Source organism: Anatilimnocola aggregata, from assembly GCF_007747655.1.
Classification (GTDB): Bacteria; Planctomycetota; Planctomycetia; order Pirellulales; family Pirellulaceae; genus Anatilimnocola; species Anatilimnocola aggregata.
The window spans coordinates 4,514,132-4,526,042 of the sequence record NZ_CP036274.1; the positions used below are offsets into that span (position 1 = coordinate 4,514,132).

General features: G+C 57.7%; 7 protein-coding genes. 2 read left to right on the plus strand and 5 right to left on the minus strand.

What is annotated here, in order from left to right; all coding sequences use genetic code 11:
- The first annotated feature begins 96 nt into the window (after window positions 1–96).
- Both ETAA8_RS16915 and ETAA8_RS16920 read left to right on the plus strand, forming a co-directional pair.
- Window positions 97–5,559 (plus strand): hypothetical protein, encoded by a 5,463-nt coding sequence (locus tag ETAA8_RS16915; RefSeq protein WP_145090693.1) that lies wholly within the window; start codon window positions 97–99, stop codon window positions 5,557–5,559.
- Between the two features lie 49 nt (window positions 5,560–5,608).
- On the plus strand, window positions 5,609–6,601 hold the full coding sequence (locus ETAA8_RS16920; RefSeq protein ID WP_145090696.1) for a ZIP family metal transporter: 993 nt from the start codon (window positions 5,609–5,611) through the stop codon (window positions 6,599–6,601).
- A gap of 6 nt (window positions 6,602–6,607) precedes the next feature.
- Here the strand turns inward: ETAA8_RS16920 and ETAA8_RS16925 are convergent, their stop codons facing one another.
- The 5 genes from ETAA8_RS16925 to ETAA8_RS16940 form a co-directional block, all read right to left on the minus strand.
- Window positions 6,608–8,590 (minus strand): ATP-dependent helicase, encoded by a 1,983-nt coding sequence (locus ETAA8_RS16925; protein ID WP_145090698.1) that lies wholly within the window; start codon window positions 8,588–8,590, stop codon window positions 6,608–6,610.
- 12 nt (window positions 8,591–8,602) lie between these two features.
- Complete coding sequence (locus ETAA8_RS35285) at window positions 8,603–8,812, minus strand: GxxExxY protein (protein WP_238397398.1); 210 nt, start codon at window positions 8,810–8,812, stop codon at window positions 8,603–8,605.
- On the minus strand, window positions 8,763–8,999 hold the full coding sequence (locus ETAA8_RS35290; RefSeq protein ID WP_238397399.1) for a GxxExxY protein: 237 nt from the start codon (window positions 8,997–8,999) through the stop codon (window positions 8,763–8,765). Before ETAA8_RS35290 ends, ETAA8_RS35285 begins: the two co-directional genes overlap by 50 nt.
- 125 nt (window positions 9,000–9,124) lie before the next feature.
- Window positions 9,125–10,231 (minus strand): M24 family metallopeptidase, encoded by a 1,107-nt coding sequence (locus tag ETAA8_RS16935; protein WP_145090701.1) that lies wholly within the window; start codon window positions 10,229–10,231, stop codon window positions 9,125–9,127.
- 31 nt (window positions 10,232–10,262) lie between these two features.
- Window positions 10,263–11,909 carry a phytoene desaturase family protein gene (locus ETAA8_RS16940; RefSeq protein ID WP_145090705.1) on the minus strand — a complete coding sequence of 549 codons (1,647 nt, stop codon included), beginning with the start codon at window positions 11,907–11,909 and terminating at the stop codon, window positions 10,263–10,265.
- Window positions 11,910–11,911 lie beyond the last annotated feature (2 nt).

An 11,911-nucleotide genomic window follows, 5' to 3' on the forward strand; every position in this document is an offset into this window, starting at 1 on the left:
CGGCTGATTGCGCTTCGCAGCAAGACCGCCGCGACTTTTGCCCAGCCCGCACATGGAAGAAAGCTCCCCCTCCCGGGGATCGCCGAGAGTGAAGTTATGAGCCCGCGTCCCGATTCGGAAGGTAAATCTGGCGGCAAGCGTGGGCCTGCCTGGATGGGCAAGCGTCAAGCGGCGGGGCGTGCCAAGGTTGAGCAGGATTGGAAAAAGCCGATCGTCCGCGGGTCGGTCGACGAGTATCGGTACAAATTCAAGCGAACGGCACTGTGGATTGGCTGCCTGCTGTTGTTCGGCGTATTCGTCGCCTATCTCATTCCACCAAAGAACACGCCGCTCGTCGTGTTCCGCGCGACCCGCTATCCGCTGCAGATGCCGCCTCTGTCGCTGGCCATGGAAGACGAAGCGTTCCTCAAGCAGATCAGTCCCTCGAACTTGCCACTGCGCGAAAGCGTGCCACTGCGGTACATCGGTGCCAGCGACGTGCAGTCGGGCGAAGAAGATAGTCGCCAGCGGTTCCTATCGCGGCTGAAAGAAGTCCAGCCCTCGGGGCCGGGGTGGTTCTCGCGCAACGACATGGTGATTATCTACATCAGCGCTCACGGGCTGGTGAATGCCGATGGCCAGGCCTGTCTCGTGCCGCCGAATGCCGACGCCTTCGATACCACGCGCTGGCTGCCAATCTCCAAGCTCTTAAGCGAAATCAGCGGACTGCCGAACCTGAAGAAGTCGCGTAAGTTGGTCGTGCTCGATTGCAACCGCATCTCGACACAGTGGCGGTGTGGCGTGATGGACAATCGCTTTGCCGATCAGTTGCCATCCATCGTCGATCATGTGAATGACCCGAACTTGTACGTCCTCAACTCCACGAGCCCCGGACAAATGGCTTGGGCAGCACCGGAATTGAAGGGTTCGGTGTTTGGGCACTTTTTAGCCCTCGGTCTGCGTGGCGATGCGAGTCACGAACATCCGCAGGATGCGAGCCGCGGTGTGGTCTCGCTCAAGGAATTGCACGCTTATCTTTGCGACCGGGTCGATGGCTATGTGCAACAGCGGCGAGCAGCGCGGCAGACGCCAATGTTGATCGGTCCCGATGGCTTGGAGGTGACCCGCGATGTCCCGCTCGTTTCCGCCGACTATTGGCAGGCCTGGCGAAGTCCAGCGAACTCGAAATCGGGCTTCGATGTCTTGGGTGAAGCGAAACGCTTGATTGAAGGCGAAACCAGTCCGCTGCGGCAAGCCTGGCAAGCCTATCAACGATTAGCAACCGCGGGACCGAACGATCGGGCCTCTGGTTTGCCAATTGCCTGGCGGCGCGGTTTTGTGATGGACCCGGTACGCTGGGCCTCGCTCGAACAGCGTCTGCTTGCACTCGAAGAGCGCCTGTTCGCAGGAGAGGAATATCAAGCGGGACTTGGCAATCAACTGGCTGCGCTCTACGACGAGTTCAACTCCGGCACCTGGCATTCGTTGCCACCGACTCAAGCGATTACGAACTTACGTCTGTCGCGTTGGGAGCAAATGGCAGCCGACACGCTGCCGGTAATGACCGAAGAGAATGTTCCCGGCTATGGCGCGGCCTTTGAGAAGTGGTTGAAGGATCCGCCCGATGAACGAGCGCGATTTCACATTCCTCCGGCCGATCTGCCACGGGCAACAAGTGAGATGCTTGAACGGTTTGGCTTGACTCGGGCCGAAGAAACGGCGCCGATCGATCCGTTTAATAGTGACCGGCTGAAACAGATGCTGGAGTTTTTAAAAATCGTCGACCCGAAAGAGCCGGTTCCTGCCGAGAAACTGCCGATTGAAGCGCACTTCCTAAAGTTGCTCGCCCGGGGATCGAATCCCACCGCAGACCGACAGATGATTGTGGGCATCAGGGCCCGTTCGCTGGCGGAACAAGCGGCCACTCCCTTGGACGTGCGAACGCACTATGCGGTCGAAAACCTGGTGAACGTAGCCGACGGCAAGCGGCGATCTGCCGAAGATCTGCTGTTTCTCGGCGATCTGTTTTCGCCAGAAGGGCCTGAGTCGCTGTGGCGCAGTGCCCGCGGAACCGCGACCGAAGAACTGCATGCGGCCAACAACAGCGGGTATCACGGTGCGATTCAACGGGCCGACACGCTAGGAGAGATGTTTCTGTTGCGCGACGAAATCTGGGCTCGATTTCCCTATGTTGCCGAATGGTTTTTTCGGCGCTCGCGATTAGCCTTAGCAGCGGCAGATATTCCTGGTGGCCAAGCGAGTGAAGATTCCTCGCGTGGCAGGCTCGAGCAACAATTCAACGACCACGTCACGCTGCTTAGCGAAGTATTGAACGCGAACGTGACATTCGCTGAACGACTGGAAGCGGCGCTTTTGAAGCGGGACAACGAGACGGAACTCCTCGCCGAACTGCAACTTGCTGGCGAACAGTACCGGCAACTTGATGGTCAGTGGCGACAACTGCTGGACTTGCTGGCCGACGATTCTCGCCCGCGCGAGCAAGAGGAAAACCGCTTTCTCGCCGGCACTTCGGTGCGGAACATTGAGCAGATGATGCATACGCCGGTGTACATCGGCGCGCGTGTCGAAGGGCTCCTCGCCAAGTATCAAAACACACTATTGGGCTGGTCGCAGGAAGAACAAGGCGCGCGCAAGGCGAAATCAACGGCTGCAAAGTCACCGGCGATTGCCGCAGACGAGTCCGTGTTTCGCGAGGGTTATCGCAGCTTTCTGATTCAATACCACAAGTTGCTGACGTACGAGTACAAGCTTCCCTACGAGCAACATCGGACGACATTCGACCTGAGCAGAGAAGATGTCTTGGCCATCGACCAGCAGCTGCGCCGGCAGGTGGTGAAGGATAAGCGAAACCTGTGGCAGAACGTGAAGAATGTCTTTGTCGACTACGACCAGGCCATGCAAGCCAAGCCTGTGGAAGCGGGCAAGTCGTCGCCAGCAGTGCAAGTACGTCGCGACCTCAGCTTGTGGGATCGCCGCGTCCGGAGCAACGCGACCTGGATGGCCTGTTTCAGCCAGGAACTGGTGGCCGATCAACTGGCGATTCCCACACCAACTGCCTGGCTGCGCGATGTTGACCATTGGCATTTGTCGTGTTGGCACGGTCATCGCGCCCTCGAAGACTTCTGGGGCAACGGCATTGCGCGCGATAGCAGCTCGCCGTTCTTCGACATTGTCGCGACCCGGTGCGCTCGCGCCGCGCAAGCGGAGCAACTGCCATTTCAGTACGACTTGCCCAACGAGCCGGTCGAACCACTAAGCGACTTACAGAAGTCACGATTGACCGCGCACGACCGGGGAATACAGATCGAAATAGAAGACGTGCAACTTCTCGATAAGTCTGAGACCAAAGCGATTCCGGTGAATGCCGCGGCCAAGCAATTGAGTGCGACAGTCGATCGCCAACCCATTAATTTTCCCGCTGGTTCTGCGGGTTTCTTCCTCAGTCGGGCCGGCGAGGATAAGCAACTCGACGCGAAGTTTGTGACTTATGGCGACAAGGGCAAGCCTTATCGCTTGCCTGTGCCAATTGCTGCCCGTACCAACGAAGCATTGCCGACCCACAAGTTGCCCTGCGTGCTGCAGCCGACCGATCTGGGCCGTCCACCCATCGATTTGGCGGGACACGTTTGGTATCGCGGTCATCAATGGGACAAGGCGTTTCAGTTTTACTACGATTCGCCCGATGGCGGCCTGACGCTCGTCACGGAACGGCAGTCGTATTCTGCCCCCACCGTACAAGTTCGTGGTAACGATTCGCCAACGGGGGCCATTTTGTTTGTGCTCGACTGTTCGTCGAGCATGACGAACAAGGATGGTCGCTTTAAAACGGCTTACTCGGCACTGAGCACGATTGTGAGCGATCTGAAATTGGTCGACAAAGGGGGCATGCAGATCGGCCTGATGGCTTACGGACATCGGACGCCTAACCGCGGCGGCTATTTTCCGGCACCCAACGACAAAATGTATTACGACGACACCAAGCTCGCCAGCGATCCGAATAACTTGACTGCAGATGGCAAAGCGGCGGCAACTCTTTACGGCCCAATGGAGTTCAAGGCCAGGTATCCGCATCCCGACGATGATATCGAGCTCATGTATCCGCCCGATCGGGGCTGGGGCGAGGAATTGCCGAAGCGCTTGGCTACGTTGAATGTGAATCGCTGCTTTGGGGTGACGCCCTTGTATGCCGCGGTGGCGGCGGCCATTCGAGAAGTGGAAAAAGTCGAGGGGGTGCAGTCACGGCAAGTGATTGTGGTTTCCGACGGCGTGAACATGCCGAACAACTGTAATTTAGGGCACACCAATCCGCTGGAGGACACCATTCGACCGAACGGTGAAATCCAGAACGCCAAAGACTTTGATCGCTTGGACGCAGCGCTCGCCGCGAGCAGCGACGTGAAGGTTCGCGTGGTTCTGTTCGGCGATGTTAAGCCCGGCATCGAGACGTCGCAGTTGAGTGCGCTCAAGAGCCTGGGGGCGAAGTACTCTAAGTTTGAATTGGAACAAATCAAGATTCCAGCGCTCATCAAGCAGAAGATCGAAGAAGCGTTCATTAAGCCGACCTTCACGGTTGCTCCGGCCGATTCGGACCGTCGCCCGCAGAGTGCCCTACAATTCAACGACATTTGGCAATTCGCCGAATGGCCGGCGCAGGGCGATTTGATTCCGCCGCAGGATCATCTGGTTACCGTTAACTCACCCCGCCTGCGCGAGCCGCTGCAACAGAAGATTCAACTCTCGGGGGGCGAAGCTTTGCAGCTGTGGTTTGAGACGGGATTGTCAACTCCTAAATTGTTCTTCGAAGCAGATGAAATGCAGGCGTTCGGCTCGCAGAAACTGCAGGCCGCGGGAGATATCGAGCGCCCCGCAAAGCCAATCATTGTGGAACTCGTGAAACCGGATGTGGGTGAAGCAAAAGGAGACGTGCGCCCGACAACATTCCGCCTCCGACTGCGAACCGAATCGAATGACGAGTTTATTGCGCGCCCGCGATACGTCTGGGCCGAGTTTCGCCCACTTAGCACCGATCCCAAGCATCAGGACTTGGTGTTTCAGATCTCCGATTTGCGGTTTGAGAACAAGACGCGAACGCCGGTGATGCTGTTCCCGATTCCCGGTTGGCCCGCCGGAGTGGACGCGGCCGAAATCAAGATTTGGGTCCGCTATGGCGGGCCACCTCTGCTGGTCACTCAACGAATCACTGCTGCCGATGTTGCGCTGCCGACGATTTTTGGCGATAAGCACGGTCTGCCCGGAGTGGAATTGGCAATTCGGCAAGAGATCAAGCCGGGGACTTCACGGCAGATTCAAATTATTGAGAATCACCCCGAGAAAACGCCTCTCGCGCGGCTGTATCGCACGCGCGTCCAACTGTCACTCCCGGCCGACAAGATTGAGCGCACCTACTTTCCGAGTTCGCATCGAGTGGTGCATACCTTCACTTATCGTTCGGCGCGAGAAATGGCGGCCGATATCAGCTTGGAACTTAATTCGGCCGAACAGATCAAGGATGGTTCGCTCTGGGCGCCACTGCAATTGATGCAAGGCTGGAATCGCTAGTTCGATCCCCCTATAGCCAAGTGGGGGCACTTGTGAATACGATTGGCGAATGAACATCATTGTGCTTTTGACAATCTATTGCGTTTGTATCATCGCAGCTTCGCTGGGTGGTGGAGCGCTCCCCTGGCTGATGAAGTTGTCTCATCGTCAGATGCAATTGCTGATGAGTTTTGTTGGCGGACTGATGCTCGGCGTGGCAGTTCTTCATTTGTTGCCGCACGGTGTGCATGAGTTGGCTCATGTAGTTCACGGAGCAGCTCTTGATTGGGCTGCGATGTGGTTGCTCGGTGGACTGCTGGGCATGTTCCTGCTGATTCGCGTTTTTCATGTGCATGCCCACGAGCATGGCGACACGAGCGACGTTGGTCATTCGCACGGACATAGTCACGGCCACTCCCATAGTCACGATCACGGGCCCAACTGCGAGCACGACCACGATCATCGTCACCAACATGAAGCGGGACTGCTGCATTTGGGGGCGAAGGAGGCAGACGACCCTGCGCATCGCTTCAGCTGGATTGGGCTGGCGATCGGCCTGTCACTGCACACGCTCATCGATGGCCTGGCGCTAGGCGCTGCAGTCGCTGCCGAAATTAATCATCACCACGCGTTCGCACTCGCAGGCTTTGGAACGTTTCTGGCCGTGGCCTTGCACAAACCGCTCGACGCGTTGTCGATCACGTCGCTTATGGCCGCCGGCGGCTGGACGAAGCGCGATACGTGGCTCGCCAATATTGCCTTTGCGCTAATGTGCCCGATCGGCGCCATTGCCTTCGTTGCCGGTGTGGGTGGAATTGGGGGTAATCAGTCGCTCGTCATCGGCTGCGCATTGGCTTTTTCAGCGGGTGTGTTCTTGTGCATTTCGCTGGCCGACCTGCTGCCAGAACTTGCCTTCCACGCGCACGATCGGTTTCCACTCACAGCGCTCTTGATTCTGGGGGTGACTGCCGCGTGGGGCATTGGCTTTCTCGAGCCGCATCACTCCCACGACATCCCGCCAGCACCCGCGGTAAAGACAATCGATCCAGGGCATTCGCACTAGGAACGCTTAACGCTTGCCCTTCGCCCGCGGATTCTCTGCTTGCCCGATGATCTCGAACAAAAAGCGACTGGGCTGAGTATCGCGCGGCTTGCCCCACTTCATTCGCGTCAGTGCGAGCGATAGCGTCAACTTCTCTTCAGCGCGGGTGATGCCGACGTAGCACAGCCGCCGCTCTTCATCGATGTCGTCACCCGATTCCGCTTTGAGCGTGCGATGGTGTGGCAGGATCCCCTCTTCGAGTCCGACGATATAAACGTGCGGATACTCCAGCCCCTTCGAGGCGTGCATCGTCAACAAGGCGATCGCATTGCGACTGAGCTGCTTGTCCTTCGTGTCGCCGAATTCCCGCTCGCCTAAAGTGACTTCGTCGAGGAAGTCTCCCAGCGAGACTTCGCTCTTCCCTTGCTCGTACTGCGCGACGGCGTTGACCACTTCTTCGATGGACGCCAGCCGATTCTGACGCTCATTGGGATCGGGATAGAGGCGATTGAGTTCCGCTTCGTAGCCAATCTCGCTCACTAACTGCCGCAGCAATTCGGCGAGCGCAGCGGGACGCCGCTGCTTACCAGCTTTAGTAATCATCTCCGCATGCGCGCGATACTTTTTGAGCATGTCGACGAACCGCAGCACCTTGTCAGCTGTAGCGCCAGTGCAAATAGTATTCAACTGCGGGCCCGACATGACGTCCCAAGCAGTTTTGCCCGACTTCACGGCGGCGGCAATGACTCCCTCAACAGTCTTGGCTCCGATGCCGCGCGGGGGCGTGTTGATGATGCGCAGCATCGCCTGCTCGTCACGCGGCGACTCGATCGTCCGCAATAGCGAAAGCAGGTCTTTCACTTCTTTGCGGTCGAAGAACGACTGGCTGCCGAGCACCACATACGGCAGCTTGGCCTTGCGAAGTTCCGTCTCGAACGGCCGCGGCTGTTCATTAGTACGAAACAGGATCGCGAAGTCCTTCGCCTCGCGACCTTCGGTGCGGATGACGCGGGCAATGTCGGCGACCACTTCGCGCGCTTCGTCGACTTCGCTGTTGTACTGCAGAATGCGAGGCTTCTCCCCTCCGGGCCGAGCGGCACGCAGAATCTTATCGTGCCGATGCTTGTTGAATACGATCAGCTTGTTGGCTGCGTCAAGGATGGCGGCGGTGCTGCGGTAGTTGTATTCGAGGCGCACCGTCTTGGCGTCGGGCCAGTCTTTGCCGAACTGCAGGATGTGCTTCACCTCGGCCCCACGCCAGCCGTAGATCGATTGATCGTCGTCGCCCACTACGCACAAATTGCGATGATCGCGGGCCAGGGCTTTGATAATCCGATATTGGCTGCCATTCGTATCTTGATATTCATCCACGAGGACATGGTCGAAGAGTCCTGCCTCGGCGAGTCGGACATCGTTGTGCTTTTCGAACAACTCTTCAGTACAGAGCAGCAGGTCGTCAAAGTCGACTGCGCCGAAGTTCTTTAGCGCCCGCTGGTACTTGCGGTAGCCCATCGAAGCGAGATGCTCCTTATCGGTTTGGGCGACTTGAGCGGTGGCGGCCGGATGGAGCGAGAGGGTCTTCCAGCGGCTGATTTGATTGATCAAGTCGCCGGGACGCATCATTTCGTCAGAGACGCGGATCTCTCGTAATACTTGCCGCGCCAGGCTTTCCTGATCGCCGCGGTCATAGATGGTGAATCGCGGCGGGTAACCCAACTTGGTGATGTGCCGCTTGAGCACTTTCACGCATTGCGAATGGAACGTGGAGATCAGCGGCTTGTCTTTTTGCTTGCCCAGCAGTCCAGCGATACGCTCCTGCATTTCGGCCGCGGCCTTGTTGGTGAAGGTGACCGCCAGAATACGGCTGGGGACGATGCCATGCTTGATCAGATTGGCAATCCGGAACGTCACTACGCGTGTCTTACCACTACCGGCACCCGCCAGCACGAGCAGCGGCCCGCGCAAGGTATTGACTGCATCCTGCTGAGGTTGATTGAGTCCGTTCGACATGGTCGGGCGAAGTTACTCGGGTGGTGCGGGGCTGCTGATCAGGCGCTTCAAGCCATCTTTCAAGAGCACGACATTAAAGTTAATTAACAGGCCGACGTGACAGCCGGTTAAGCGCAAGTAAGTGAGCAGTTGTGCGGAATGAATTGAAACGAGACACTCGACGGCTTTCAATTCAACGATCACTTGCCCTTCGACCAAGACATCGATCCGATAGCCAAGCATCAAGCCGCAGGCCTTTGTACACAACCGGAAGCTCTCGTTGGCGCTGGAAGGGAATATTGCGGGCGGATAGCTCGTGACAAAGACAGACTTCGTAGGCGGATTCCAGCAGGCCGGGGCCGAGGTGACGATGAACTTCGATTGCAGCGGTGATAATGTCGCCGGTGATGGAGTTGATTTCACGGGGCATGAGCAGGCTCCTAAGAGGAAACCGAGGGAGATTAGACCACGGAGACACAGAGAGCACGGAGAAGAGGAGATTTCAAGTGTTTTCTCTTCTCTGCGTCCTCTGCGCCTCTGCGGTTTTACTTCCGCTTACAACTCCATCGGGAATTTACTCAGGCACTCCACTCCGGTCTCCGTCACCAGGTAATCATTCTCCAGTCGCATGCCAGCACGTAGCTCGGGGGCATACAGGCCGGGTTCGCAGGTGAAGACGTCGCCGACTTCGAAGATGTCGTTCCAGTTGGGATTGAGGTGGGGTGCTTCGTGCGGGAAGAGGCCAATGCCGTGACCCAAATGATGATTAAAGACACCTAGCGGAGCTTGATCGAGAATCGCTTGCGCTTCGTCAAATAGTTCTTTGCAGCTTTTGCCGGGTTTTACGCTTTTCTCGACATGCGCGAAGACTTTCATGATGTGCGTCCAGGCCGTTTGTTGCTCGTCGCTGGGCTTGCCGTTGACGGCGATCGCGCGGCTGTTGTCGGCAAAGTAGCCGCGATAAGCGGGGCCGAGGTCGAGGATGTAGAGTTCGCCATCTTCGGCGGGACGGTTGTTGCGTGGCGGACCACCACGAGAGCCACATTGATAGTCGTTGCCGGTTCCGGTGAGCATTTCGCCATAGGCGGCGACAGCGACACCCTGCAGATGATTGAAGACTTCAATCTCCGTAATGCCCGGGCGAATAATCTGACGAGCCGCCTCGTACATCTTGCCGGTGCCGGCGATGGCAAACTTCAACCTGACGAGTTCATCGGGATCTTTCTTGCGGCGAAAGCGATAGAGCGTGGGTTCGATATCGACTCGCTCACCGGCGAGTGGGGCGAAGTGAGCGCCGAAGGAAGAGAACTCCACGCCGATTCGCTGGGGATTCACTTTTCCTTGGATCGCCTTGAGGAGGACTTCGGTCGAGGCGTGGCGCTGGTCGTTACGGAGCGTGGAGTGAAGCTGCGCGTCGTAAGTCACAATTTCATCAGCGGCTGCTGGTAGCTCGGGCTTCTTCGGTTGGCTGAGGGTGAGGTGGCCATCGGCGCGGACGGCTGCTGCGGGAGAAAACACCGGGCCGAAGCGCGGACCAACGAGATACTGGACGTGCTCGATCTGGGTGACGATTACAAGGTCGAGCTTCTGCTTCTGCATTTCGTCCAGCAGCCTTCGTTGCCGAGTTCGACAGGCATTCAGGTCGGTATCGCCCACAGACATGGGATATTTCCTTGGAAATCAGAGGAGTCAATTAAGAATGATCGCGGAGGATTTCGACGGCCGCGTTGCGACCGCAGGCACCCATTACGCCACCGCCTGGATGGCTGGCTGCGCCGCAAAGATACAGTCCGCTGATCGGAGTGCGATGGTCGGACCAGCCCGCAACCGGACGAAGCGAGAACAGCTGAGTGGGAATCATCGAGCCCTGCATGATGTTGCCACCGGTCAGGCCATAAGTTCGTTCAATATCGAGCGGACTGAGAACCTGCCGATGCAAGACCGCTTGCTTGATGTTTGGGGCATATTTCGCGAGCAGATCCAAGCAACGATCAGCGAACTGTTCTTTGATATCGTCCCACTGCTGGCCGTCCGCAAGTTTGTAGGGCGCGTATTGAATAAACATGTTCATCACATGTTGGCCGGGTGGCGCAAGCGTGGGATCAACGGCAGATGGAATGGTACATTCCAAAATCGGTTCCGTGCTGGGGCGGCCGTACTTGGCATCGTCGAAGCCCCGCTCCATTGTGTCGAGCGTTTCGCAAATGTGAATCGTGCCCCGATGATGCGGAGCAACCGTTTTTCCGGGCAGGCAGGTGAAATCGGGAAGTTCCGACAGCGCGAGATTGATCTTCAAGCTGGCGGAGGAATAGTCAATGTTCTGAATAGCTGAACGGAAATCGGCCGGCAGATCTTGTTCGCCCAGCATTCTTAGAAAGGTCTGATTGGCGTCGATGCTGGAAGCCACGATGGGGGCTTCCAGAATCGTATCGTCGGCCAGAGCGACGCCGACGACTTGGCCATTCTGAACCAGGATCTTCTGCACCGCGGCTTCGCGGCGAATATCGACATGCAAATCGCGACACGCACCTTCCAGCGCGCTCGCCAGGCCACCCATACCGCCCTGAATATAGCCCCACACACCACGCGCGCCGCCGGCTTGACCCATCACGTGGTGCAACAGAACGTAAGCAGTTCCGGGGTAGGAAGGAGAGGCAAAAGCGCCGATCACTGCGTCGGTGCCGAGTGTGGCTTTCAACACTTCGGACTCAAACCAGCGGTCGAGCACGGGGCGAGCCGCGCCCACGAGCAATTCGATCGCGGCGACGGTATCGTCGCCGAGCGAGTTCATCGCCGTATAGAGTTCCAGCAGCTTGCCGGCATCGCGGAGTTTCTTGGCAACTCCAATCTTGCGCTTGTCGGGCGAGATTGGCAGCGGATCGGGCGCGCTCTGCATCAGGAGCGGTTCGATAACCGCGGCGACCCGCTCAAGGAATCGGTTGTAGCGTGGATAAGCTTCCGCGTCGCGCTCGCTGAATTTGGCGATCTCGCGGCAGGTGGCCCGTTCATCGGGCCCCATCAGGAGTGAGCGGCCATCGAGGAGTGGTGTGAAGGAGGAAGGATTGCGCGGCAGGATATTCAGGCCGTAATGCTTCAAGCGGAAGTCGCGAATGATTTCCGGCAGCAACAGGCTGACAACATACGAAGCCGTGCTGATTTTGAAACCAGGCCACAGCTCTTCCGTCGTCGAGCAACCCCCTAAGACATGTCGCCGCTCAAGCACACAAACGCTTTTCCCCGCACGGGCCAAATAGGCGGCGGTGATAAGTCCATTATGACCACCGCCAATGATCAGGCAGTCATATTTGCGGCGTGTTGTTGCTGAAGGTGTGGCATGCATTG

What these genes read in the sequence shown, in the direction of transcription:
- ETAA8_RS16915 (WP_145090693.1), top strand. Translation starts at nt 97, where the DNA reads ATGAGCCCGCGTCCCGATTCGGAAGGTAAATCTGGCGGCAAGCGTGGG.
- ETAA8_RS16920 (WP_145090696.1), top strand. Translation starts at nt 5,609, where the DNA reads ATGAACATCATTGTGCTTTTGACAATCTATTGCGTTTGTATCATCGCA.
- ETAA8_RS16925 (WP_145090698.1), bottom strand. Translation starts at nt 8,590, where the DNA reads ATGTCGAACGGACTCAATCAACCTCAGCAGGATGCAGTCAATACCTTG.
- ETAA8_RS35285 (WP_238397398.1), bottom strand. Translation starts at nt 8,812, where the DNA reads ATGCTTGGCTATCGGATCGATGTCTTGGTCGAAGGGCAAGTGATCGTT.
- ETAA8_RS35290 (WP_238397399.1), bottom strand. Translation starts at nt 8,999, where the DNA reads ATGCCCCGTGAAATCAACTCCATCACCGGCGACATTATCACCGCTGCA.
- ETAA8_RS16935 (WP_145090701.1), bottom strand. Translation starts at nt 10,231, where the DNA reads ATGTCTGTGGGCGATACCGACCTGAATGCCTGTCGAACTCGGCAACGA.
- ETAA8_RS16940 (WP_145090705.1), bottom strand. Translation starts at nt 11,909, where the DNA reads ATGCATGCCACACCTTCAGCAACAACACGCCGCAAATATGACTGCCTG.